The sequence below is a fragment of the Listeria costaricensis genome (assembly GCF_900183385.1).
GTDB lineage: Bacteria > Bacillota > Bacilli > Lactobacillales > Listeriaceae > Listeria > Listeria costaricensis.
In genome coordinates this window covers 19,028-44,380 of sequence record NZ_FXUT01000010.1, presented here as the reverse complement: position 1 = coordinate 44,380, position 25,353 = coordinate 19,028, and the positions used below count along the sequence as shown (strand labels likewise).

The 25,353-nt window shown below is 42.1% G+C and carries 23 protein-coding genes; 16 read left to right on the top strand and 7 right to left on the bottom strand.

What is annotated here, in order from left to right:
- Positions 1–40: 40 nt before the first annotated feature.
- Genes CS921_RS09155 through def form a run of 3 tightly spaced genes read right to left on the bottom strand, consistent with a single transcriptional unit; the run spans position 41 to position 2,166 of the window.
- On the bottom strand, positions 41–535 hold the full coding sequence (locus CS921_RS09155; RefSeq protein ID WP_099223147.1) for a MogA/MoaB family molybdenum cofactor biosynthesis protein: 495 nt from the start codon (positions 533–535) through the stop codon (positions 41–43).
- Positions 536–548: 13 nt separating this feature from the next.
- Complete coding sequence (locus CS921_RS09150) at positions 549–1,559, bottom strand: ThiF family adenylyltransferase (RefSeq protein ID WP_099223146.1); 1,011 nt, start codon at positions 1,557–1,559, stop codon at positions 549–551.
- A gap of 55 nt (positions 1,560–1,614) precedes the next feature.
- Positions 1,615–2,166, bottom strand: a complete 552-nt coding sequence (gene def / locus CS921_RS09145) for a peptide deformylase (RefSeq protein ID WP_099223145.1) — start codon at positions 2,164–2,166, stop codon at positions 1,615–1,617.
- 794 nt (positions 2,167–2,960) lie between these two features.
- Here def and pdhA point away from each other — a divergent pair.
- The 8 genes from pdhA to CS921_RS09105 all read left to right on the top strand — a co-directional run bounded on the left by pdhA (position 2,961) and on the right by CS921_RS09105 (position 9,959).
- Positions 2,961–4,076, top strand: a complete 1,116-nt coding sequence (pdhA, locus tag CS921_RS09140) for a pyruvate dehydrogenase (acetyl-transferring) E1 component subunit alpha (protein ID WP_099223143.1) — start codon at positions 2,961–2,963, stop codon at positions 4,074–4,076.
- A 2-nt stretch (positions 4,077–4,078) separates the two neighbouring features.
- On the top strand, positions 4,079–5,056 hold the full coding sequence (locus CS921_RS09135) for an alpha-ketoacid dehydrogenase subunit beta (RefSeq protein WP_099223141.1): 978 nt from the start codon (positions 4,079–4,081) through the stop codon (positions 5,054–5,056).
- 76 nt (positions 5,057–5,132) lie between these two features.
- Positions 5,133–6,761, top strand: a complete 1,629-nt coding sequence (locus tag CS921_RS09130; RefSeq protein ID WP_099223139.1) for a dihydrolipoyllysine-residue acetyltransferase — start codon at positions 5,133–5,135, stop codon at positions 6,759–6,761.
- A gap of 4 nt (positions 6,762–6,765) precedes the next feature.
- On the top strand, positions 6,766–8,169 hold the full coding sequence (gene lpdA / locus CS921_RS09125; protein ID WP_099223137.1) for a dihydrolipoyl dehydrogenase: 1,404 nt from the start codon (positions 6,766–6,768) through the stop codon (positions 8,167–8,169).
- 146 nt (positions 8,170–8,315) lie between these two features.
- On the top strand, positions 8,316–8,648 hold the full coding sequence (locus CS921_RS09120) for a hypothetical protein (RefSeq protein WP_240422332.1): 333 nt from the start codon (positions 8,316–8,318) through the stop codon (positions 8,646–8,648).
- A gap of 53 nt (positions 8,649–8,701) precedes the next feature.
- Positions 8,702–8,986: a hypothetical protein gene (locus CS921_RS09115; RefSeq protein WP_099223135.1), complete on the top strand. Its 285-nt coding sequence runs from the start codon at positions 8,702–8,704 to the stop codon at positions 8,984–8,986.
- A gap of 150 nt (positions 8,987–9,136) precedes the next feature.
- Complete coding sequence (locus tag CS921_RS09110; protein ID WP_099223133.1) at positions 9,137–9,409, top strand: UPF0223 family protein; 273 nt, start codon at positions 9,137–9,139, stop codon at positions 9,407–9,409.
- Positions 9,410–9,425: 16 nt separating this feature from the next.
- Positions 9,426–9,959: a DsbA family protein gene (locus tag CS921_RS09105; RefSeq protein WP_099223131.1), complete on the top strand. Its 534-nt coding sequence runs from the start codon at positions 9,426–9,428 to the stop codon at positions 9,957–9,959.
- A gap of 43 nt (positions 9,960–10,002) precedes the next feature.
- On the opposite strand, the gene CS921_RS09100 is transcribed toward CS921_RS09105, so the two are convergent.
- Together CS921_RS09100 and CS921_RS09095 are read right to left on the bottom strand one after the other, a co-directional pair.
- Entirely contained in the window at positions 10,003–10,947 is a 945-nt protein-coding gene (locus tag CS921_RS09100) for a magnesium transporter CorA family protein (protein WP_099223129.1), read from the bottom strand.
- Positions 10,948–11,143: 196 nt separating this feature from the next.
- Positions 11,144–11,761: a YktB family protein gene (locus CS921_RS09095; protein WP_240422331.1), complete on the bottom strand. Its 618-nt coding sequence runs from the start codon at positions 11,759–11,761 to the stop codon at positions 11,144–11,146.
- 145 nt (positions 11,762–11,906) lie between these two features.
- On the opposite strand from CS921_RS09095, the gene CS921_RS09090 reads away from it, so the two are divergent.
- The 3 genes from CS921_RS09090 (at position 11,907) to CS921_RS09080 (ending at position 15,755) form a co-directional block, all read left to right on the top strand.
- Entirely contained in the window at positions 11,907–12,680 is a 774-nt protein-coding gene (locus CS921_RS09090) for an inositol monophosphatase family protein (protein WP_099223125.1), read from the top strand.
- 216 nt (positions 12,681–12,896) lie between these two features.
- On the top strand, positions 12,897–14,738 hold the full coding sequence (typA, locus tag CS921_RS09085; RefSeq protein WP_099223123.1) for a translational GTPase TypA: 1,842 nt from the start codon (positions 12,897–12,899) through the stop codon (positions 14,736–14,738).
- A 147-nt stretch (positions 14,739–14,885) separates the two neighbouring features.
- Positions 14,886–15,755 carry a DUF5068 domain-containing protein gene (locus CS921_RS09080; RefSeq protein WP_099223121.1) on the top strand — a complete coding sequence of 290 codons (870 nt, stop codon included), beginning with the start codon at positions 14,886–14,888 and terminating at the stop codon, positions 15,753–15,755.
- A gap of 44 nt (positions 15,756–15,799) precedes the next feature.
- Here the strand turns inward: CS921_RS09080 and CS921_RS09075 are convergent, their stop codons facing one another.
- The gene (locus CS921_RS09075; RefSeq protein ID WP_099223119.1) at positions 15,800–16,039 is read right to left on the bottom strand and encodes a YlaI family protein; all 240 of its coding nucleotides are present in this window, start codon (positions 16,037–16,039) and stop codon (positions 15,800–15,802) included.
- A gap of 244 nt (positions 16,040–16,283) precedes the next feature.
- Here CS921_RS09075 and CS921_RS09070 point away from each other — a divergent pair, with 244 nt between their 5' ends.
- The 5 genes from CS921_RS09070 (at position 16,284) to tagH (ending at position 23,737) form a co-directional block, all read left to right on the top strand.
- Positions 16,284–16,565 carry an Fpa/YlaN family protein gene (locus CS921_RS09070; RefSeq protein ID WP_099223117.1) on the top strand — a complete coding sequence of 94 codons (282 nt, stop codon included), beginning with the start codon at positions 16,284–16,286 and terminating at the stop codon, positions 16,563–16,565.
- 148 nt (positions 16,566–16,713) lie between these two features.
- Positions 16,714–17,943: a putative lipid II flippase FtsW gene (ftsW, locus tag CS921_RS09065; protein WP_099223115.1), complete on the top strand. Its 1,230-nt coding sequence runs from the start codon at positions 16,714–16,716 to the stop codon at positions 17,941–17,943.
- Positions 17,944–18,227: 284 nt separating this feature from the next.
- A complete protein-coding gene (locus CS921_RS09060; RefSeq protein ID WP_099223113.1) occupies positions 18,228–21,668 on the top strand; it encodes a pyruvate carboxylase in 3,441 nt (1,146 codons plus the stop codon).
- A 303-nt stretch (positions 21,669–21,971) separates the two neighbouring features.
- Entirely contained in the window at positions 21,972–22,781 is an 810-nt protein-coding gene (locus CS921_RS09055; protein WP_099223111.1) for an ABC transporter permease, read from the top strand.
- A gap of 11 nt (positions 22,782–22,792) precedes the next feature.
- A complete protein-coding gene (gene tagH, locus CS921_RS09050; protein ID WP_099223109.1) occupies positions 22,793–23,737 on the top strand; it encodes a teichoic acids export ABC transporter ATP-binding subunit TagH in 945 nt (314 codons plus the stop codon).
- 220 nt (positions 23,738–23,957) lie between these two features.
- Here tagH and CS921_RS15940 read toward each other — a convergent pair whose 3' ends face one another.
- Complete coding sequence (locus CS921_RS15940) at positions 23,958–24,608, bottom strand: DUF6270 domain-containing protein (protein ID WP_476738462.1); 651 nt, start codon at positions 24,606–24,608, stop codon at positions 23,958–23,960.
- Between the last annotated feature and the right edge of the window lie 745 nt (positions 24,609–25,353).

Sequence of the window (25,353 nt, the reverse complement as noted above, 5' to 3'; positions counted from 1 at the left end):
AGTGACGAAAGATTCCTTTTAACCAACCTGTTTGCGTTTTTTAGTTTTTCTTAGTCCGTTCGACAAATAAATGCGGCAATTCGGGTAAAATTAAATTTTCCAGTGCGGTCTGACAAGCATTTTTCGAGCCGGGGAGAACAAAAAGAAGTATCCCTTCCTCCGTAAAACCAGCAAAAGCGCGAGAAACCATGGCGCGACTGCCGACCTCTTTGTAGCTCAGCATGCGAAAAAGTTCACCGAAGCCGGGAATTTCCTGCCTGATCCGCTGCCTAAGTGTTTCATACGTCACATCACGCTTGGCCAGCCCGGTGCCGCCAGTCGTCATCAGACAAAAAGGCTTCATGGCAATCAGTCGATCGATCTGCCGATTGATGGCTTCCGGTTCATCTCGACAAAACGCCCGTTCGACGAGATGGTGCTGATTTTCAGTAAGCGTTGCCGCCAAATAGCGCCCGCTTTCGTCTGTTTCAAGTGATCTGGTGTCACTAATTGTCAAAATGGCACAGCTGACTGCGTGGAAATCAGTTACTTCCATTGTATAAACACTCCTATTCGAAAAAGTAGTGGTAAGCTTTTTTAGCTTGGTGAAGGTCGCTCGTTCCATGGAGAAGCACGCGGCCATTTTGAAAAATAGAAAAAGTGAAGTCATGATACTGAAAACAAATCAAATAAGGATTTTTTGAAAAAGGTCGCCCTTCTCTAATGAGCCGCTCTGTTAGCAACTGAAAATCTGCCGCTTGACGATCTGGCAATCGAAATTGAACCGTTTCGCGACCACATAGTACAACTGGCTGGTCGGAAAACGCAACTGCCCTAGGTTTCGCCTCATCACCACACGTCGAGCAATCCGCTCTTTTAGGAATTTTAAATTTGGCGGTCGTCAACTGCCACGCGTCAAGCTGGTAATAGTCACCTGCTTCAAAAGTGTCATCCACTGTCATTCGGACAAATAAAGCAGTAATCACACCTGCAAGCATCGGCAAAAGGGCGCCATTTACACCAATCAGCTCACAGCTTGCTTCGTTGACTTGCGGGACTTCTCCGATGAGGCAAGTCAGGCAAGCGGTTTTACCAGGCATGATTGGTAGGACATTGGCAAAATTTCCCGCGCAAGAAGCAAAAATCCAAGGCGTATGATGCAACAGGCAGACTTCATTGATTAATCGGCGCGTCGCAAAATTATCCGTGCAATCGAAAACGAAAGTCCGCTGATTTTGTGTGAGTTGCTCCGTTAGAAAATCTATCGTTACCTCATCTACAAAAGCGTCGATCGACACCTGCTGATTGATTTTTTCCAGATGAGCCTTCGCTGCAATTGCTTTGGGAAGCTTATAGTGAGCATCTTCTTCCGTGAAAAGGGTTTGTCGCTGCAAGTTGGTCAGTTCCACAAAATCGCGATCAATCAGGACGATGTCTTCCACACCCATACGCACTAAAGCATCGGCTACATGGCTTCCAATTGCTCCAACACCAATGATCAAGGCGCGAGCAGCCATGATTTTTTGCTGACCGGAGTGTCCAATTTCAGCCACGCGTGTTTGTCTGTCGTAGCGATTCACCTAAAAACCTCCTTTAAAAAAACAGAACCGAGATTGTGACGGTTCTGTCTGATTTTTAGCCTAATACATCGACATCCGGCGGCAAGTAGGCCGGATTTTCTTTATTGATATGGTCATAAAACATAATGCCGTTCAAATGATCAATTTCATGTTGAACCACGATTGCCGGATAATCACGCAGGCGAAGTTTAAATGGTTTGCCTGTTTCATCGAAAGCTTCGACGGTGATTCGTTCACTGCGCACCACATAGCCTGGGACTTCACGATCCACTGATAAACAGCCTTCACCACCTGCAAGGCATGCCTGTTGTACAGAATGGCTCCGGATTTTTGGATTGTAAAGCACATAACTGTAATACTTTTCATTTTCATCTGGGACGTGGATGGCAATTATTCGTTTTGTAACAGCTAGTTGTGGAGCGGCTAATCCAACGCCACCGCGCAATCCGTATTTTTCTGCCAGCTCATCATCTTGGCTGTTTTTTAAAAACTGAAGCATCTCTTGTCCAAGCTTTTTTTCTTCTTCTGTCAGCGGAAAAGAAACCTCTGCTGCAACCTCACGAAGGGCAGGATGACCTTCCCGCACAATATCTTTCATTAATAGCACTGCTAAATCTCTCCTGTTCATTTCTTTCTTATTATTTATTTTAACAAATCCAACCCGAAAAGGGAACAATCGTGATGGGAAAGAGCAAGATTAAATTGGAACAAGTAGGGCTTTTGGTGTATTTGTTAAAAATAAGCAAAGTTTAAAGCCGAACTTTATTTATTTCATTGCCGTAAACGTTCGGCTCACAGATGCGATCAAAATAAAAATTAGTTTGTGATTTCACAAACAATAGTCTGCGATGGAAAAAGAGAGGAGAAGTTGTGTGATAATCTGTTGTTTATAATATTATATAACAGATTAGCGGTATAGAGAGATTTTTTAATACAGTGATAAAATGCGAATGTTTTACGTTTTTAAGCGATTGTAAGCGATAAAATAACGCGGTTCAGAATGTTGACTTCTGCTAAAACATCATGTAAATTAAAGGAGAAGATTGGTGTATTAATAAACTTTATGATTTTGATTAAAACAGTTTCAACGAAGAAAACGGCCATAATCGAATAATTTGTTTGTGAAAAATGCGCAAAGTTTCGCTTGTTTCACAATGCAAAGATGTTTTAACAGCCAAACAAGGGGAATTAATCAGAATAAGTAATGTTTATAAGGGTTGAATAGAAGAGTTTATCGAAATCTTACAAAACGGAAAACGACATAGCAGATAATTTCTTCTATCTTGTAATGCCTGCTTTTCATACACAATCGGGTTTATCGAAATGAAGGCGAAAAAATTTTTGTCTGAATGATGGCGCATTCATTTCTTCATATTACGAAACGAAAGGAAGAGATTCACAATGGCTTCAAAAACGAAGAAGGCTGTAATCGACCAAAAGAAATATTTTGACGCTCTCTCGAAACAGTTTGAGATGGTGCAAATTTTAAATGAAAAAGGAGAAGTTGTTAATCCTGATCTAATGCCGGATCTAAATGATGACGAATTAGTTGAGCTAATGACACGAATGGTTTGGACACGTGTGCTTGATCAACGTTCGATCTCCCTTAATCGTCAAGGGCGTCTAGGCTTTTATGCTCCGACAGCAGGACAAGAAGCTTCCCAATTGGCCAGTCACTACGCACTGGATAAAGCAGATTATATTTTACCGGGTTACCGCGATGTACCGCAACTTATCTGGCATGGTTTGCCACTAACAAAAGCCTTCCTATTTTCTCGGGGACACTTTGTCGGCAACCAATTCCCGGACGATTTAAATGTATTGCCGCCACAAATCATCATCGGTGCGCAAATCGTTCAAGCGGCAGGCGTAGCGCTAGGACTTAAAAAACGGGCGAAAAAACAAGTGGTCATCACTTACACGGGTGACGGCGGTTCATCACAAGGGGACTTTTATGAAGGCATGAACTTTGCCGGTGCGTTCCATGCGCCAGCGATCTTCGTTGTTCAAAATAACCAGTTTGCGATTTCAACACCACGTGAAAAACAAACGGCTGCACCAACACTTGCTCAAAAAGCAGTAGCAGCTGGCATTGTCGGCATTCAAGTAGATGGTATGGATCCACTGGCCGTCTATGCCGCTACTCACTTTGCGCGCGAACGTGCCGTGAACGGAGAAGGCCCAACTTTGATTGAAACACTGACTTACCGTTATGGTCCGCATACGCTTTCTGGAGATGATCCTACTCGTTACCGCACCAAAGAATTAGACGGTGAATGGGAATTAAAAGATCCAATCGTTCGTTTCCGGACTTTCCTTGAAGGTAAAGGCCTTTGGAATGAAGAAAAAGAAAATGAAGTGATCGAACAAGCTAAAGAAGAGATCAAAACAGCCATTAAAGAGGCAGATGCAACACCAAAACAAAAAGTGACAGATCTCTTGAACAATATGTATGAAACACCGACAGCTAGTGTCAAAGAACAACTGGCAATCTATGAAGCGAAGGAGTCGAAATAATCATGGCGCAAAAAACAATGATTCAAGCGATTACAGATGCGCTTGCAGTAGAGCTGAAAAACGATGAAAACGTCTTAGTTTTCGGAGAAGATGTTGGTAAAAACGGCGGGGTTTTCCGTGCGACAGAAGGACTTCAAGATGAATTCGGCGAAGACCGTGTTTTCGATACACCGCTTGCAGAGTCCGGTATCGGCGGCCTTGCGATCGGCCTAGCACTTGAGGGCTATCGTCCGGTTCCTGAAATTCAATTTTTCGGCTTTGTTTTTGAAGTGATGGATTCTGTTGTCGGACAAATGGCTCGGTTGCGCTATCGTACTGGCGGCACTCGGACGGCACCAATCACAATCCGCGCTCCATTTGGCGGCGGGGTTCATACACCTGAACTCCACGCAGATAATTTGGAAGGTCTGATGGCACAATCACCAGGTTTGAAAGTTGTGATTCCATCAACGCCGTATGATGCCAAAGGTTTGCTAATTTCAGCGATTCGCGACAATGACCCTGTTGTTTTTCTTGAACATATGAAACTTTACCGTTCTTTCCGTGAAGAAGTTCCAGAAGGTGAATATACAGTGCCGCTTGGTAAAGCAGCCGTTCGCCGCGAGGGAACAGATGTGACGATTATTGCTTACGGTGCCATGGTGCAAGAATCCGTCAAAGCAGCAGAAGCGCTTGAAAAAGACGGCGTATCTGCTGAAGTGATTGATTTACGCACGATCAGCCCGCTGGATACAGAAACAATCGTCGCTTCCGTGAAGAAAACGGGACGTGTTGTCATGGTACAGGAAGCACAAAAACAAGCCGGCATTGCTGCAAATGTGATTGCGGAAATCAATGATCGGGCTATTCTCTCTCTTGAGGCACCTGTTATGCGTGTGACAGCACCAGATAGCGTATTTCCGTTTTCGCAGGCTGAACAAGTTTGGCTGCCGAATCATAATGACATCATCGAACGCGTAAAAGAAGTACTGGCTTTCTAATAAAAGTAATGGCCGGCTAAATGCTAGCCGGCTCCCTTTCAATCAAGTTTGATATAAAAACAGGAGGCAAAGAATAATGGCATATTCATTTAAATTACCAGATATCGGCGAAGGAATCCATGAAGGCGAAATCGTGAAATGGTTCGTTCAGCCCGGCGATAAAATTGAAGAAGATGAATCTCTTTTTGAAGTGCAAAATGACAAATCTGTCGAAGAGATCACTTCACCCGTTTCAGGGACAGTAAAAGAGATCAAAGTTGCAGAAGGGGAAGTTGCAACGGTTGGTCAAGTTTTAATCACATTTGACGGCGTAGAAGGTCACGAAGACGACGCCGAAGAGATCAGCGCAAAAGAAGAAAATACAAAAGCAGAAAACACACAATCAGCTGCTACAAAAACAAGCGGCCAAGGTATGTATGAATTCAAATTGCCGGATATCGGCGAAGGGATTCACGAAGGGGAAATCGTGAAGTGGTTTGTTAAACCGGGCGATCAAGTAGAAGAAGACCAAGCCATTTTTGAAGTGCAAAACGACAAATCTGTCGAAGAAATCACATCACCAGTAGACGGAACGGTCAAGGAAATTCTGGTTGAAGAAGGCACTGTTGCCACAGTTGGCCAAGGACTGATCACATTTGAAGGCGATTTTGAAGGCTCCGCTGACCACTCGTCGACACCGGAATCACCAGCTGAAGAAGCGAAAATGACCGAACCGGCAGCAGCAAATGTTTCGACTGACGGGACACCATCTGCGAAAAAAGATCCGAATGGTCTTGTCATCGCGATGCCGTCTGTACGGAAATATGCACGTGAAAAAGGTGTCAATATTGCTGAAGTATCTGGCAGTGGCAAAAATAACCGTGTTTTGAAAGCGGATGTGGATGCTTTCTTAAGTGGAGATCAAGCGTCGAAAGCAGAAGCGGCAGCAGAAAAAGCGCCACAATCTGCCGAAAAAGAAGCAGCGAAACCAGCGCCAAAACCAGTACCGGCAGCAGGCGATGCTTATCCAGAAACACGTGAAAAACTATCGCCAACGCGTCGTGCCATTGCCAAAGCGATGGTCAACTCGAAACATACAGCACCACACGTGACGTTGATGGACGAAATCGAAGTATCTGCTTTGATGGCACACAGAAAACGTTTCAAAGAAGTGGCGGCAGAAAAAGGAATCAAGCTCACTTTCTTGCCATATATCGTGAAAGCACTCGTGGCCACATTGCGTGAGTTCCCAGTGCTTAATACCACGCTTGATGATGCAACAGATGAGCTGATTCAAAAACATTATTATAATATCGGGATTGCAGCAGATACTGACCACGGACTCTACGTGCCAGTTGTCAAAAATGCAGACAAAAAATCCGTCTTTGTTATCTCGAATGAAATCAATGAACTAGCTGGAAAAGCACGTGACGGCAAATTAACAGCCGATGAAATGCGTCATGGTTCAGCGACAATTTCTAACATTGGCTCTGCTGGTGGCCAGTGGTTTACACCGGTTATCAATTACCCAGAAGTGGCTATTTTAGGCGTTGGTCGTATTGCTGAAAAGGCCATCGTTCAAAACGGCGAAATCGTAGCAGCACCAGTCTTGGCACTTTCGCTAAGCTTTGACCACCGTGTCATCGATGGAGCTACCGCGCAAAAAGCAATGAACAATATCAAACGGTTACTCAATGACCCAGAATTATTACTAATGGAGGCGTAAAAAAATGGTTGTAGGCGATTTTCCAGAAGAAAGAGATACAATAGTAATTGGTGCCGGTCCTGGCGGATATGTAGCGGCGATTCGCGCTGCCCAACTAGGCCAAAAAGTAACGATCATTGAAAAAGAATACTACGGCGGAGTCTGCTTAAATGTTGGTTGTATCCCGTCTAAAGCGCTCATCACAATCGGTCACCGCTATAAAGAAGCGAAACATTCCGAGAACATGGGCATCAAAGCTGACAATGTAGATCTTGACTTTACAAAAGCACAAGAGTGGAAAGGGAGCGTTGTCAGCAAGTTGACAAGTGGCGTGCGCGGCTTGCTCAAGAAAAATAAAGTAGAAATGTTGGAAGGGGAAGCTTTCTTCGTAGATGATCATTCCTTGCGCGTGATTCATCCCGATTCCGCTCAAACTTATACATTTAACAATGTGATAGTGGCTACGGGTTCCCGTCCAATCGAAATCCCAGGCTTCAAATATGGCAAACGCGTCCTAAGCTCTACTGGCGCGCTTGGCCTTCAAGAAGTACCGAAGAAACTGGTTGTCATTGGCGGCGGTTATATTGGTACTGAACTTGGCGGCGCCTTTGCTAATCTAGGAACAGAATTAACAATCCTAGAAGGCGGCCCAGAAATCTTGCCAACCTATGAAAAAGATATGGTTTCTCTTGTGAAACGGAACCTGAAAGACAAAAACGTTGAAATTGTGACAAAAGCTTTGGCGAAATCTGCCGAAGAAACTGAAAATGGCGTCAAAGTAACCTATGAAGCAAACGGTGAAACGAAAACAATCGAAGCGGATTATGTCCTTGTAACAGTTGGTCGTCGTCCGAATACCGATGAACTAGGTCTGGAACAAGCTGGCGTGGAAGTGAACGAACGTGGCTTGATCGAAGTGGACAAACAAGGTCGTACGAATGTATCGAACATTTTTGCCATCGGTGACATCGTGCCTGGTGTTCCACTAGCCCATAAAGCAAGCTATGAAGCAAAAGTGGCGGCGGAAGCAATCTCCGGTGAAAAAGCAGAGATTGACTACACAGCCCTGCCAGCCGTGGTATTTAGTGATCCGGAACTGGCAACAGTAGGTCTAACTGAAAAGCAAGCCAAAGAAGAAGGTTTCAATGTAAAAACAGCGAAATTCCCATTCGGCGGCAATGGTCGTGCTTTATCTCTTGATGCACCGGAAGGCTTTGTTCGTCTTGTGACACGCAAAGAAGATGGCCTTGTTTTAGGCGCGCAAGTAGCAGGTATGAACGCTTCTGATATTATTTCAGAAATTGGTCTGGCAATTGAAACGGGCGTAACAGCGGAGGATATTGCACTGACGATTCATGCCCATCCATCGCTTGGTGAATTAACGATGGAAGCTGCTGAATTGGCACTAGGACGTCCCATCCATATTTAAACAAAATAATGCCTGAGAGAATGACAGAATTCTCTCGGGCTTTTCTTTATGAAAACGGATGAAAATTCGTGATAAATATGTTAAACTAAAGAGGCGTGAAAAAGAGGATTTATTTCATAAAATTTAAAAGAATCCAGGTGTTGAAAGTGGAAAGGCATATTCACTTGCATTCGCATGTAGCGAAAGCAATATTCATCATTTTGATGACCATTTCGGGTGTTTTATTTGCAATAACCATGGTGGATTTCGGCGTAGGCTTTATTCATCATATGCATGATACAGATGGCTGGCGAGCGGTGCTACGCATACTTGCTACACCATTTACCGATCCGGTATGGACGCTTCCAATCGCGAGTGTTGCGCTCCGTTACGTGGTTGTTTTTGTATTAAACTATTTGCTACCAGCTATGTTTTGGCTAGGCATGCATTTTGTGAAGCAGGATTATTTACTGCATCACGAAGAGGCGCACAGCTATTGATGTACAATTTTTACATATGCTGCTGAAAATTTTAAAAGAATAAAGGTGACCTAATGAAAAAAGGCTTGTTTTGGTTTTCATACATTTTAGCTGGCCTCTGTACGATTTTAACAGCAATTGCAATCGTAATAGGCTTTATCCATCATATGCACGATACAGGAGCTTGGCGTTCCGTCATCCAGATATTAGAAACGCCCATCACAGGCTTCATTAAAATGACCAATGGCTATATTCAAAAATCTGTCATTGAAGTCATTTTACTCATCATTGTCAGCTATCTTTTACCGATTTATTTTTTTATCGCGACACATTTCGTGCGGAAAAATCGAGCTGCCTAAAAAGACAAGCATGTCCAAAAGTGGATGTGCTTTTTTCGTGGACAGAACGTTTTTACTCCAACAAAAAACATGCTAAAATACAGGTATGCGATTCAACGCGGGATAGATCAACGCTTGCATGCATCAAAATATTGGAAAGGACTGAACGAGATGGAGTACAGCTATCCGATTGATATAGATTGGACAAAAGAAGAAGTAACGGTTGTGATTCAATATTTTCAGGCAGTTGAAAAAGCTTATGAAAAAGGCATCGATGTGGAGGAAATCAAGCGTCGCTATCGTGCTTTCAAAAAAGTCGTACCAGCCATTGGGGAAGAAAAGCGAATCGGCCGGGAGTTCGAGAAAGAGAGCGGTTATTCTGCCTATCAAGTCATGCAGCTGGTAAAACACGCAACGACCAGTAGTATCAAAATGAAACCATAATAAAGGAGGAAGAAAATTGGATATCAGTCAAATCAAAGCTGAAAAAGTGACGCCGGAAATAGGCATCCATCTATCTAAAAGTGAAGCAGCCAAGGTAAAGGTGCTATCATTTGTCAATCTGCGCTGTCCGTTTTGCCGAAAATGGCATCAAGATTCTCGTGACGTGCTAGCGAAATTTATTGATGAAGGAAAAATCGAGCTGGTTATCAAGCCGTTTGATAAAGAAAAAGAATCCTTGCAGCCTGGAAATGTCGCGCATAAATACTTGAATTACGAGACCCCGTTTGAAACATTAGTTGCCATTGATCGAATCTATGAAACGCAAGATGAATGGGGGAACCTTCCGTTAGAGGAGGTTGCGGCTTTCATGGAAGAAAAGTTGGGCTTAACCCGTCAAAACAATGAGCAGGCTGAACAGGCGATCATTCAGGAAGCTGGCGAAGCGAATGTTGTCTTTGTTCCAACGGTCATTGTAGGAGAACATATTTTTGATGAACATATCACACCAGAAGAACTGCGTGCGCTTTTAAACCAAGCCTATGCAAAATAAAAAAAGGATCTGCCGCAACCATTTGCGTGTAGATCCTTTTTCTTTAGAAAAATTTACGTCGCCAAAAGACAAAGCCTAGTAGTCCAGCGATCCCAAATGACATGCCAAGTGCTAAAATCCAAGCGAGTGGTAGGTTTTCAAAAGGCAGCTTCACGTTCATTCCATAAAAGCTGAAAACCATCGTTGGAATCGTCAAAATGATGGTAAAAGATGTCAAGAATTTCATTACGATATTCATGTTATTGGAAATAATCGATGCATAGGCGTCCATCATACCGCTGAGAATATTCGAGTGGACTTCTGCCATTTCGATTCCTTGGCGGTTTTCAATAATCACATCTTCCAAGAGATCCTGATCTTCCTCATACATTTTGACAATATTTTGCCGCATCATCTTATCGAGCACCAGCTTGTTGGATTTAAGGGCGGTCACAAAATAAACCAGACTTTTTTCTATCCCCATCAAATCATACAGCTGCTTGTTTTTCATGGATTCATGCAGTTCTTTTTCAATCAGATCTGTCTGCCGGTTCAAGCGTTTCAAATGCCGCAAGAACTGCGTAGAAATCATATAAAGAATCTGCAAGGCGAAACGCGTCTTCATGTGCGTATAAAAACCTTTGATTCGCCGTTTGATAAAGGACTGGATAATGGAGGAGTCAATCGTGCAAATGGTGATAAAATAATCTTTCGTCAAAATTATCCCCATTGGAATCGTCTCAAAGGAAGCGTAATGAATATCGTCCTCATCCACAATCGGAAAGTCACAGATAATCAGGACAGAATCAGTGTCATCATCACGTTCAATCCGGGCACTTTCATCTTTATCGAGCGGATCTTCCAGAAATTCAAGCGGAATATTGTACTCATCCGCCAGTTGATTGATTTCCTCGGAAGTCGGTGCCACAATGTTGATCCAAGCATTGCGTTCTGCTTGATCAAGTTCTTCTAATGTACCTTCTGGGTTTGATTTGAAAATTTGGTGCAAGGCTAAAACCTCCTTTTTTAATAACGAGTCAGGCTGTTAGCTGCACAGAAAGATGTGCACGGACAGCCAGTTTCCTACTTCGATGCGGTTCCGGTTCGCTTTGCGTCTGCTGGGCATTTTTCACATCTTTCCACTCCTTTCATATTCATTCCCACAACTCTACCATTATACCCATTTTTAGGGGGTTTGTACATGCTTATTTTATCGCTTGTTTGTAAAAGTCGAGCAGCGCCGAAAAGACCGCCTCAACTTCCTTTTCAAGCACCGGACCATTCGCAATCTCACGACTACCGGCCGGGAAAATTTTTCCAATCAGGAATTCTCCTTTTTTTACATCGCGAAAACGTTCCAATGCTTTAGGTAATTCTGCTGAATGAAGCGGGTATGTCTCTTTTACCGTATGATCTTTTGAAATTCGAAAGTCTTCTGGAAGCCGCGCAAATGCCTCTTTTTCACCAATGTAGCGGTCCGCAATCTTTTTCCGCTCTTCATTTTCATAAATAAAAGCCAGCCAAACAAATAAATAATCATCATAAAGCCCAACTTGAAAATGCGGGTGCTTTTTATAACCACGTTTATCAGGCGCGATAGCAAGCCAAGTGCTGTCTGGCGGGTTAACGGAACGACGAGCATGACGTGCAATATGCAAATGCATCTCCGTCCCCAATTGAACACTTAAATAAGTCGCGAGTGCGGCGCCAAGTGTCTGGAATTTTGGTTGGATATGCGTTTGGATTTTTTCCATGCGCGCCTCTAGACCAGGAACTTCCATACTATCAAAATCTGCTTGTGTAAAACCTTTTATAGCTGTCATGATTCTCCTCCTTGTGCGGATAAATTCAACTAGTTTCATTATACGTGAAGCAAAGAAGTGAAGAAAGTAACTTGCCCGTGTGCCTATTTTGGACTAGTTGTGGTAAACTAAGAGCATGACTTCATATAAAAAGGGGCGAGAAAAAGTGGAGCTTGAAATAATCGATCAAAAAGCAAGAGAATGGCTGAATGTAGCAGCTGAGAGGATTCGTGCATCCTTTCAAACAGATCTATCGATTGATACCAAATCAGGTCGAAATGACTTGGTAACCAATATGGATAAAGAAACCGAACGCTATTTTGTAGAAGTGATTCGTGCTGCTTTTCCCACACATCGGGTGTTTGGCGAAGAAGGAATGGCAGACAAGCTGAGCGATTTGCACGGAACGGTATGGATCATTGACCCGATTGATGGAACACTTAATTTTGTCACGCAAAAACGCGGCTTTGCGATCTCTGTCGCCGTCTATCAAGAGGGCATCGGACAGCTCGGCTACATTTATGACGTAGAAAAGGACGAACTGTATTTTGGAAAAAAGGGGCATGGCGCCTTTGTGAACGGTCAAAAAATTGCGCCAGTTAGCCAGGAATCCGGACTGGCTGATCATCTACTCATTGCAAATTTAAGTGCTTCACGCAAGTATCCGGTTCTTTGGGAGGCCATCAAGGCTTCACGCGGATTGCGGCTTTATGGCGCAGCTTCCCTTGAATATATGGCCGTTGCAACAGGGCGTGCCGGTGCCTATCTTTCGGCCAATTTGGCTCCGTGGGATTTGGCGGCTGGAAAAATTATTGCCGAGGAGGTTGGTTGCATCGTCAAACGCCTTGATCAGACTGAGATTGACATGTTGGAAAAAGGCAGCTCGATTGTGGCACTTCCACAGGTTTATGACGAACTGATGAAAAATTATTTAAAGTAACCGTTTTCTGAAAATAAAAGACGTGAATTTTTGAAAGTGGTGTGCTATAATTGGTAAGTTGAATTAAACGATGCGATTCGGGAAGAGGAAAATAACCATATTTTCCTCTTTATTTGGGCTCAAAAGCAGGTACAGACAAGGCCGTTTCGCAACACGAACTTGATCTAACCGCAGGGAAGCCCCTTTGGAAAGTGATTATTTAGGAGGAAAATAAAAGTGAATTTAAGAAAAGACATTCGTAATATCGCGATTATCGCCCACGTTGACCATGGTAAAACGACGCTGGTTGATGAGCTTTTGAAACAGTCCGGAACATTCCGTGAAAACGAACATATCGATGAACGGGCGATGGACAGCAATGATTTAGAAAGAGAACGCGGTATCACGATTTTAGCTAAAAATACAGCGATCAATTATAAGGATATCCGTGTCAACATCATGGACACTCCTGGACACGCCGATTTTGGCGGTGAAGTAGAACGGATCATGAAAATGGTTGATGGTGTTCTGCTTGTTGTAGACGCTTATGAAGGAACCATGCCACAGACACGTTTCGTACTGAAAAAAGCATTAGAACAAAATCTAACACCCATTGTTGTCGTCAATAAAATCGACCGTGATTTTGCACGTCCAGAAGAAGTGGTTGATGAAGTCTTGGAACTGTTCATCGAGCTTGGCGCCAATGATGATCAATTGGAATTCCCTGTTATCTATGCGTCTGCAATCAACGGAACAAGCAGCCTAGACAGCGATCCTGCTAATCAGGAAAAAACAATGGCACCGCTTCTTGATACCATTATTGAACATATTCCGGCACCAGTCGACAATAGCGACGAGCCGCTTCAATTCCAAGTATCCCTTCTTGACTACAATGACTATGTAGGCCGTATTGGGATCGGCCGTATTTTCCGCGGTACCATGCATGTTGGTCAAACCGTTGCCCTAATGAAACTTGACGGCAGCATCAAACAATTCCGTGTCACAAAAATGTTCGGTTTCTTCGGCTTGAAACGGGTCGAAATTAAAGAAGCTAAAGCGGGCGACCTGATTGCACTTTCCGGTATGGAGGACATCTTTGTCGGTGAAACAGTTACACCATTTGACCATCAGGAAGCACTCCCAGTCTTGCGGATTGACGAGCCAACCCTGCAAATGACATTCGTAACGAATAACAGCCCATTTGCCGGTCGTGAAGGCAAACATGTTACCAGCCGCAAAATTGAAGAGCGTCTTCTTGCTGAGCTTCAAACAGATGTGTCGCTTCGTGTTGAACAAACAAACTCACCGGATGCATGGACAGTTTCCGGTCGTGGGGAACTCCACCTGTCGATCCTAATTGAAACTATGCGTCGTGAAGGCTATGAGCTGCAAGTTTCTAAACCAGAAGTAATTATCCGTGAGATCGATGGCATTAAATGCGAACCGGTGGAAGATGTACAAATCGATACGCCAGAAGAATATATGGGCGCAGTAATCGAATCAATCAGTCAACGTAAAGGTGAAATGCAGAATATGATTAATGACGGCAATGGTCAAGTTCGTCTGCAATTCAAAGTTCCAGCACGTGGCTTAATTGGTTATACAACAGACTTCCTATCCATGACACGCGGTTACGGAATTATCAACCATACTTTCTTGGATTATGAACCCGTTCAACAAGGTCGTGTAGGGGGTCGTCGTAACGGAGCGCTTGTCTCCATGGAAACAGGGAAAACAACGACTTACGGTACAATGCAAATCGAGGATCGTGGTACGATTTTCGTGGAACCAGGTACTGAAATCTACGAAGGCATGATTGTCGGCGAAAACAACCGTGAAAATGATATTGCGGTAAACATTACGAAAGCTAAACAAATGACCAATGTTCGTTCGGCGACGAAAGATCAAACAAGTGTGATCAAAAAACCACGTCATCTTTCGCTGGAAGAATCACTCGAATTTTTGAACGAAGATGAGTATTGCGAAATAACACCAGAAAATATTCGTTTGCGGAAGAAAATTTTGAATAAAAATGAACGTGAAAAAGCAGCAAAACGTTCAAAAAGCGCTGAAAAATAAAGATTTCTAAAAAGAATGGTTCCGGTTGTGTCGGAACCATTCTTTTTTTGGGTTAAATCAGTAAAAAAAGGGAAAAGAATCTTTGTAATGTGATTGTAACATCAGGAAGTTTTTGCTATATTAGAGGTAAGAAAGGGCGTGTGTATAATGAAAAAGTGGTGGATGTTTGCACTTATACTTTCATTAGCGGTCTTTGCTGCTGCTTGTGGCAGTGAGGATAAAGAAAAGGCGGATGACGCTAAACAGGAAGTAAGCAAAAAAGCGGAGAAGAAGACAACGAAAGAAGAAAGCCAGGTTGACTCGGCAACATCGGAGGATTCGACCGCTAGTAGCACGCAGCAGGACAGCACGAAAGACACAGCTGATTCTAACGCGCAACCTTCTGGAGATTCTTCCGCTTCAAGTGATGAAAAGACAAATTCTGATACGAATCAGGATGGAACTGCAACAAGTGGCACATTTTCACTTTCGACGACAGGGTTTCAGGTATCCAATGTCCTGCCTGTCACTGGTGGAACAGTCAAAACCACCTATCTCAGCAGTTCACCTTCATTTGTTAAAGACTTTGATAATCTGGTAATTACTGTGAACCAGTATAAAGTAGAAAGTGTTCAGGGGGCAACGAAGCAGATAGATGCCGCTGATCCAACGAGCTTCCTGCAGAATCAGGATGGCTACGTGGTGACACTTGACGTATCTATTAAAAATAAAACAGGTCAAGATATTACCTATAAACCCGATATGATTAATCTTGTTGGAGCGAGTGAGCTGACAGGGGGAAGCTTGGATAATTTTGTTCCGTCCAGTTACCATTTGATTGGTTCAGAAGCGGATCCATATGTCTTTACAGCAGGAAAAACAGCACGTGGCCTTTTGACCTTTATGATGAATAACAGTAAATTTGAAGACTTGGCTAAAAATTCACGAATTGCCGTTCCAAGTCCTTCTAAAATTGATGCAAACTTGAAAAATCAAGGCGACCCGAATGATGTCGTGGCGTCATTCCCAGTTAGATAAACAAAAATCCCTTTTAAGTGTGTGATCACTCAAAAGGGATTTTTTTATTCGGATTTTTCGTTGGCTCGTTCCAAATCCTTCATCAATTGACTAAAAGGCTTGGCATAGGGCTTATGAAAACGAAATTTGCCGGAATTGATGCGTGTCATTGTCTTTACAGCAATTCGATGGTTGCAGTCATCGCAAAGGTACATGCGAATCGGTTTATTGCGGAGCTGTTTAGTTTTGAACTTTCGATCATCCAGCTCATCAACTTGATCACATAATATACAGGTTGCTTTCATCGTACTCACCTCGCAACTTTTATTATAACATGAAATAAAACAGGACGTAAAAGAATAGCCTATGATGGAAAGACGAATAATTCATAGCTTGCTCCTTTAAATATTCAGTTTAAAGAAAAGCGGGACAACTTTCTTCTTTGCAGCTCTAAGGATTTGTGCTATACTGAATTTAAGTGAAGTTGACGAAACTGTTTGAAATATCAATGAGACGCGAAGTTGTGCGTAAGACAGGAGGTTCGCTGTGATGGCAGAGGAAAAGATGAATCACAGAGATGAAGCAGTAATTGTGCTGAAAGAAGATGCAAAGCGCATTTTACAGCTTATCAAAGTACAGATGGACAATTTAACATTACCGCAATGTCCGGCGTATGAAGAGGTACTGGATACTCAAATGTACGGGCTTTCGCGCGAAATTAATTTTGCGGTTCGTTTAGGCTTGATTGAACAAGAGGAAGGAAAGAAGCTTCTTCAAACCCTTGAAAAAGAACTTTCCACTCTACATGAATTATCCATGAATAAACAATAATCAAAGAGAGATCTTGAGTTTCCAGCAGACTTCAGATCTCTTTTTTCTATTCAGGCCATTTGTCACTTTTATTATTAATGAAAGTTCTTTATAATGAAAAGATGATAAACAAACTTGAAGAAATGCTTCATAGGATTGGAAGATGATAATGTTTAAAAAAATCTTGAAATCAACAGATTACTATATACTATGTACGTATTTGGTCTTAGTGGCCTTTGGCTTGATCATGGTCTATAGTGCCAGTTGGCCGCTTGCCTATCGAAATGACTTGCCAGCGGACTATTTTTATGTCAAACAAATAAAGAATGCATTGGTCAGCGTAGTATTTCTTACGCTATTTGCGCTTTTCCCTTATAAATTCTATCAAAAAAATAAATTTCTAATGCCGATGATGATTGTGTCTGTATCCTTACTTATCATGGTGTTTTTTGTCGGACATACGGCTAATAATGCACAAAGCTGGTTTAGAATTGGTGGTGTATCCATTCAGCCAGCAGAATTTGTAAAGATTTCGATGATTATCTACTTATCTGCAATTTATGCGAAAAAACAGCCTTATATTGATGACTTCAATCGCGGCGTTTTGCCACCCATTTTCTTTTTGGCGTTCATTTGCTTCTTGATTTTGATTCAGCCGGATTTTGGGACAGCCTTTATCATCTTTTTGACGAGCTGCTGTATTATTATCTGCTCGGGGATGCGCCTTCGAACGATTCTAAAATTGATTGGACTCGGCTTACTCTTAATAGGTATATTTGCGGTCATTTTAACGATCTTGCCGGAAGATATTCGGAGTAAGATTATTACAGATAATCGGCTGGGTCGGTTGATGAGTTTTACGAATCCTTTTGAATATGCGGATACGGTCGGTCATCAGCTGGTCAATTCCTACTATGCGATCGGATCGGGCGGACTTTTTGGTCAAGGCCTTGGCCAAGGTGTACAAAAATTGGGTTATCTGCCTGAAGCGCATACGGACTTTATCATTTCTGTCATTGCAGAGGAACTAGGTATATTTGGCGTTCTTCTTGCAGTAGGCGGCATCTTCTTTATGATTTTCCGAATGATCATTGTTGGCATGCGGACGAAAAGCTCATTTGGCTCGCTATTATGTTACGGGACAGCCAGTCTGCTGGGTATCCAAGCATTTATCAATCTTGGTGGGGCCACTGGTTTGATTCCCTTAACAGGTGTAACGCTGCCGTTTATCAGCTATGGCGGTTCCTCTTTGATGGTGCTCTCCATTTTAGTGGGAATTGTGATGAATGTTTCCATGCTGAATAATTATCAGCGAAAATTTGGACCAGGAGCAGAAACTGAACAAATACCTAAAAAGAAAAAAAGAATCCGTGCAAAAAAACCGCGCCTATCATCTTGAAAAGCGCGGTTTTTCAATGCTTTTAAAATATCACCGCTATGCAAGCTTGTCGAATGATTGCCCGCAATATTTAAGAATTATCCGTCTTTTTTTCAATGAAAACGATTTTCGAGTAGAAAATAATTTACATAATACCCTCTTTAAAGCTATAATTGAATTTACATACCGTTTTTCATTAGGAACAAAAAAGCTTGCATGATTTGTAAGCCGGGGTAGAGGTTTGAGAACAACGATCGCGAAACGAATGACCTCATTTTTAGAACGTGTGGGTTAGGAGGAGAACTATGAATCGTATTAAAAAAGTATTAGTTGCCAACCGCGGTGAAATTGCGATCCGTGTGTTACGGGCATGTACAGAACTCAGAATCAAGACGGTTGCTATCTATTCTCAAGAAGATGCAGGAGCTTTTCATCGCTATAAAGCAGATGAAGCTTACTTGGTCGGTGAAGGGAAAAAGCCGATTGATGCTTACTTAGACATTGAAAATATTATTGAAATTGCGAAAGAATCAGGTGCCGACGCTATCCATCCAGGGTATGGCTTTCTATCAGAAAACATTGATTTTGCGAAGCGCTGTGAAGAAGAAGGCATTATTTTTGTTGGGCCAAAATCGAAACATTTAGATATGTTCGGCGATAAAATTAAAGCAAAAGAACAAGCGCTACTTGCAGATATTCCGGTTATCCCAGGCAGTAATGGACCAGTATCCGGCGTAGAAGAAGTCGAAGCGTTTGGTGAAAAAAATGGCTATCCGCTGATGATTAAAGCGTCTCTTGGAGGCGGGGGCCGCGGTATGCGTGTGGTTGAAAGTAAGGAACATGTCCGTGATGCATTTGAACGTGCGGCTTCCGAGGCACGTGCAGCTTTCGGTAATGATGAAGTCTACGTTGAAAAATGCGTGATGAATCCGAAGCACATTGAAGTACAAATTTTAGGAGATTCTCATGGTCATATCGTCCATCTATTTGAACGGGACTGCTCGATTCAGCGCCGTCACCAAAAAGTAGTAGAAGTAGCTCCTTGTAATGCCATCACGACAGATCTGCGGGAACGTATTTGTGCAGCGGCAGTTAAACTGATGAAAAATGTCGAGTATCTCAATGCCGGAACCGTTGAATTTCTCGTTGAAGGGGACAACTTCTATTTCATAGAGGTAAATCCACGGGTGCAAGTAGAGCATACCATCACGGAGATGATTACAGGGATTGATATTGTTCAAACACAGCTATTTATTGCAGATGGATACAGTATGCATGATCAGCTGGTGGCAGTACCGAAGCAGGAAGATATCCGCATCAATGGTTCTGCCATTCAGTGCCGGATCACAACGGAAGATCCTTTGAACAATTTCATGCCAGATACTGGTCGCATCAATACATACCGCTCGACCGGCGGCTTTGGTGTGCGGCTTGATGCGGGGAATGGTTTCCAAGGAACGGTGGTTACGCCATTTTACGATTCCCTTCTTGTCAAACTTTCGACATGGGGGATGACCTTTGAACAGGCGGCTCGGAAAATGATTCGTAACCTGATTGAGTTCCGGATCCGCGGCGTTAAAACGAATATTCCATTTTTACTAAACGTGGTGCGCCATCCTGATTTTATCAGCGGCAACTACAATACATCCTTTATTGATTCCACACCCGACCTGTTCAAGTTCCCGCATGTACGTGACCGCGGAACGAAAACGCTTCGTTATATCAGTACGGTAACGGTTAACGGCTTCCCAGGTATCAAGCAGCGTGAAAAGAGTGTATATGATGAACCGCGTCTGCCTAAAATTCCTTATGATGCTAAGATCCAGCCAGGTACGAAGCAGATTTTGGAAAGCAAGGGAGCAGAAGGTGTCGCAGATTGGGTGAAAGAACAGCAAGGCGTCCTTTTAACAGATACGACGTTGCGTGATGCCCATCAGTCGCTTCTTGCCACACGTGTTCGTTCAAAAGATATTTTCCGAGTTGCCTATGCAATGGCGCATCTGCTTCCAGAAATGTTCTCCTTTGAAATGTGGGGCGGCGCTACTTTTGATGTGGCATATCGCTTCTTAAATGAGGATCCATGGGTGCGGCTGGAAACTTTACGCAAGCAAATTCCCAATGTCCTTTTCCAAATGCTTCTTCGTGGTGCGAATGCGGTCGGCTATAAAAACTATCCTGATAACGTGATTCGTGAATTCGTGAAGCAGTCGGCAGAAAGCGGCATTGATGTCTTCCGTATTTTCGACAGTTTGAACTGGATCAAAGGCATGGAAGTATCGATTGAAGCTGTCCGCGATGCAGGCAAAATTGTCGAAGCGACCATTTGTTATACAGGTGATATTGACGATCCGACAAGAACTAAATATACCGTCGATTATTATAAAGACATGGCGAAAGAATTGGTTGCCCAAGGGACACATATTTTGGGCATTAAAGATATGGCCGGACTGCTTAAACCGCAAGCTGCCTATCGACTCATTAACGAGTTAAAAGATACGGTGGACGTGCCGATTCATCTGCATACACATGATACAAGTGGAAACGGCATTTACACATATGCAGCAGCAGTCAGTGCGGGGGTAGATATTGTCGATGTGGCATCCAGTGCAATGAGTGGCGCCACTAGCCAGCCAAGTATGACAGGTCTCTACTATGGCCTCGTGAACGGCAAGCGTCAAACTAATTTAGATGCACATAACTCACAAATTTTGAATCATTACTGGGAAGATGTGCGTAAATACTATAAGGACTTTGACAATGCACTTAATTCGCCGCAAACAGAGGTATACATCCATGAAATGCCGGGTGGTCAATATACGAACTTGCAGCAACAGGCGAAAGCAGTTGGCCTAGGGGATCGCTGGGATGAAGTGAAAGCGACCTATACGGTGGTCAATCAGATGTTTGGTGACATCGTGAAGGTAACGCCATCCTCTAAAGTAGTGGGCGATATGGCTCTGTTTATGGTCCAAAATGATCTGACAGAAGAAGATGTTTATGAAAAAGGCGACCGTCTTGACTTCCCAGATTCCGTGATTGAGTTCTTCATGGGAGAAATTGGTCAGCCAGTTGGCGGATTCCCTGAAAAACTTCAAAAATTGGTTCTAAAAGGCCGCGAGCCGCTGAAAGAGCGTCCAGGTGCGCAGATGGAATCCGTTGATTTTGAAGTTGTGAAGCAGGAATTGCAAGAAAAAATCGGCTATGAGCCATCTCACAAGGATGTGCTGTCGTATATTCTTTATCCGAAAGTATTCCTTGACTATCAGGAAATGATCAATAAATACGGGGACGTAACCGTACTTGACACGCCAACATTCTTTAAAGGGATGCGTCTTGGCGAAACCATCCAAGTCGAGCTGGAAAAAGGAAAAATCCTTCTTATCAAACTCAGCTCGATTGGCGAACCGATTGCGGACGGCACGCGCGTCATTTACTTTGAACTCAATGGTCAGCCGCGTGAAATCAATGTGCAAGACTTTAATGTACAATCAACTGTCATTGCTCGCCGGAAGATCGATACAACAAATCCTGAGCATGTTGGTGCCACAATGACTGGTTCTGTGATTCAAGTTGTTGCGAAAAAAGGCGATGAAGTTAAAAAAGGTGACCCGCTTCTTATCACAGAAGCCATGAAGATGGAAACGACGATTCAAGCACCGTTTGATGGTGTGGTGGCTGCCGTGCATGTAACGGATGGCGATACCATTGAATCTGGGGATCTATTGATGGAAGTTGGCCGCAAGTAAGTAATTTGTATGTGAAAAGGGCAATAGACATGGCGAACCATGCCTATTGCTCTTTTTATGAAGAAAACGCGACTATTTTTACGTGTCACGACTTTACAAAATGGCTATTTTAAGGTAACTTTACATAGGGATATCTTTTATCCTAATAAAGAATGCATGTTGTAGGCAGAATTGACATAAGATACCATCCAATAAATCACAACGGCAAGCATAGCTTCTAAGACAGGAGAGGTGCGATTAAACCTATTTGAAGCGATAAAGACGGATCATTCCGCAATAAAATGATTGGAAAGAAGTGTTTTTGTGAGACAAGTATTGACTGTACTTAAGGAACAAATTAAATATACACCGATGATGGTGCGAATCTCTCGTTATGAGGATCGAGCGAACTATCAAAGCCATTATTTAGGATTATTGTGGGAGATTTTGAACCCACTCATTCAAATTGCGATTTACTATTTAGTATTTGGTTATGGCTTACGCGGTTCTCAAAGTATTTCTGGCGATGTCACGTTCCTTGAATGGATGCTTGCCGGAATTGTACCATGGTTTTTCATTAATAACGTTGTGTTGCAAGGAACAAACAGCATCTATAACAAGATTCATCTCGTATCAAAAATGAATTTTCCAATGAGCATTTTGCCAAATATCACGATCGTTTCCAATCTGATGAGTTACTTTGTCATGTTAGCGATCATGTTGGGCATTTTTCTCATCAAAGGCACGCCAATCACCATTCATTGGGTGCAGTTCATTTATTATTTTATCGCGATGATTTTCTTCTTGTTCAGCTTTTCGCTCTTTAATGCAACAGTGACGGTCCTGATTCGCGACCATGCTTTCGTGCTGCAAAGTCTGATGCGCGTGTTGTTCTATTTGACAGGGATTGTTTGGAATATTCCAGATCTCTTGCCTGCATGGGCGTACAATATCTTGAAGCTGAACCCGTTGATGTATCTGATTGACGGTTTCCGTAATACCTTTTTAATGAATCAGTGGTTTTGGGAGACGCCATCCTATACCATTTATTTCTGGCTAATTACCGCATTATTCTTATTTGTCGGCGCGACGCTTCATATGAAATTCCGTGAACGCTTCGTTGACTTTGTCTAGGAGGAATCGAAATGGCAGGAAAAGTAAAGGTGGCATTTCGTCATGTCAGCAAGGAATATGACCTATTCCAAAATAAATCCGATAATTTAAAGGCGCTTTTTCGTCCTAAAAATAAAAAAAGCCCGACATTTTGGGCTTTAAGAGACGTCTCATTTGAAATTCATGAGGGGGAGACAGTGGGACTTATCGGCATCAATGGTTCCGGTAAATCGACGATCTCAAGCATCCTTTCAGGCGTCATTCCGGCCACTGAAGGAGAAGTGGAAATCAATGGTGAGGCTTCTCTGATTGCGATTAATGTTGGGCTAAAAGGACCGCTAACAGGGCTTGAGAACATCCGCATGAAATGTTTAATGCATGGCTTGAAAAATAAAGAAATTGATCGGCTCTTGCCAAGTATCATTGACTTTGCTGATATAGGTGATTTTATCAATCAGCCTGTAAAAAATTATTCAAGCGGGATGAAGTCGCGACTGGGCTTTGCCATCTCCGTGCATATTGATCCGGATATTTTAGTGATTGATGAAGCACTATCAGTAGGGGACCAAACTTTTTATCAAAAATGTGTGGATAAAATCAATGAATTTAAGGCACGTGGCAAGACGATCGTATTTGTCAGCCATTCACTCAGCCAAGTCAAGTCTCTCTGCGATAAAATCATTTGGATGCATTATGGGGAAGTTAGAGAGCAGGGCGACGCAGATGAAATTGCTAGCCTGTATGATGACTTTGTAAAATGGTTTAACACACAGTCTAGAACCTTCAAGAAGAATTATCAAATTGAGAAGAAAGCAGGCCAAAAAGAGCCAATAGAAAAGCATCATGAAAATCCTGATTTAAATAAATATAAGTTGACAATAGTGGATCGATTTATGCTTGCAGGTTTATTTGGACTTACCATCTTTTTTGGTAGTTTGATAGCCACAGGGGTTTCTTTAATGAGCATTTTCTCTTAATGTTGCAGAAATAAAAAACAAGGTCTTTTCTGAAAAGAAGAGACCTTGTTTTCGTTTATAATCAGTTTAAATATTTTAGAGCTTGTTAGTTTATAATATATTGGTATTATCAATGTAAAGCAATTCTTTTAAGACATCTTTATAATACTTAGAAATGAAATGATTTGGTGCTAAAAGATTAGGGTGCTGACTATTAGCTGGATAATCAATTCCTCTTAAATCAACGACGCGNNGAAAATGGAGCAATTTTGAGAAAATAATTATTCATGTCGTCTAATAGAAGATTAGCTTTTTGAAGTTCAGCTTTATTTTTAAATGTAGTAGTTTTACGTGATTTATCTAAATAATTTAAGGTAAAACCACCACGATTTAAAATAATTCTTTTTTCAGGAATGATTTTTTTAATGCTTTCTAAAAATTGTTCGATATAATTGCACCATTTTTTGAAAAAAATCGCTTCATAGGAATGGTCAATAACTTGCGAAACAACTAATTGATCAAAGAGAGGGCTATTTTCGATTGTTTTTGATAGCGTAATCGCTGAGTGTTCATTCAACCAAATTGTTGGATAGATACTATCAGTCATAAAATCAAGCAATAGATAATCAGTATTTACTTGTTCGAGTTTTTGGAAAAAGTTTTTTTGTAGATCTGCTTGTAAATTTGCATCTAGTTGGTCAAGCTCAAATGAAGCCGTTTCAATCGGTGCTGATTGCAGACTAATAATCGAAATATCAAGCTGGCTCAAGCATAAGTCAAAGAATAATGGAGCATCAGGGTTAAAGTAGGGTGTTGTCTGAAAAACAGAATGACTTGTTTCGGAACCAAGCAAGGCAATTTTTGGTATCTTTTTGTTATTAGGAGCTTTCATTGGTAATGGAGAAAGCTGTAAGGCTAAATTCCCTTTTTCATTTCGCAAATATGATGCGGCCAATTTGTTATTGGCTAAATAAAAAGAAGGGGCTTCTTGTGTTAACTTTAATTCTGTAACAAATAATGGGTAATCACAACTTCCATCTGATCGAACAAATAAATCCCAGACCTCTTCTTTAGGGAATTCAGATAGTTGAATTATTTCGTTTTCGGGAATTGTGGCGGTATATATACCCTTTAAATTTTTTTTCAGTGGCCAACTAATTTCAGTTTGGTAATCAAAACTGCTCCATCTAATATCCCGCCTTTTTAGCACTAGTTGTGGAGAAAACAGCTTCACAGGTGAGATAATTTGTAACTTTTGGTACGTATCCTTTTGTTCAATGCTTTTAGCTGTAATAATTTTTTGATTGCTTTGCTTAAAATAAAATGAAATTTGGTTAGAATTATTTACATAGGGCTCTAAAACGCTATAGTAAGGGTGGCCTAATATAATCTGACGCCCAATTTGTTGTTTGATTTCAGAATCTGCTTGAACAGGTAATGTCAGAGAGTGATGGCCAAATTCAATAAAAAGATGCATATCTAAAAAATTTATTTCATCATGAAGAAATTTTAAGGGTAATTCAGTAGGCTGAATAACAAAATGATTTTGATCAAAGTCGGAATTTATAGGCGCGATACGATGATAATCTTCGTAAAGTGGGAATATTTCAGCTTTTAATCTTTTCTTTAACAATAAG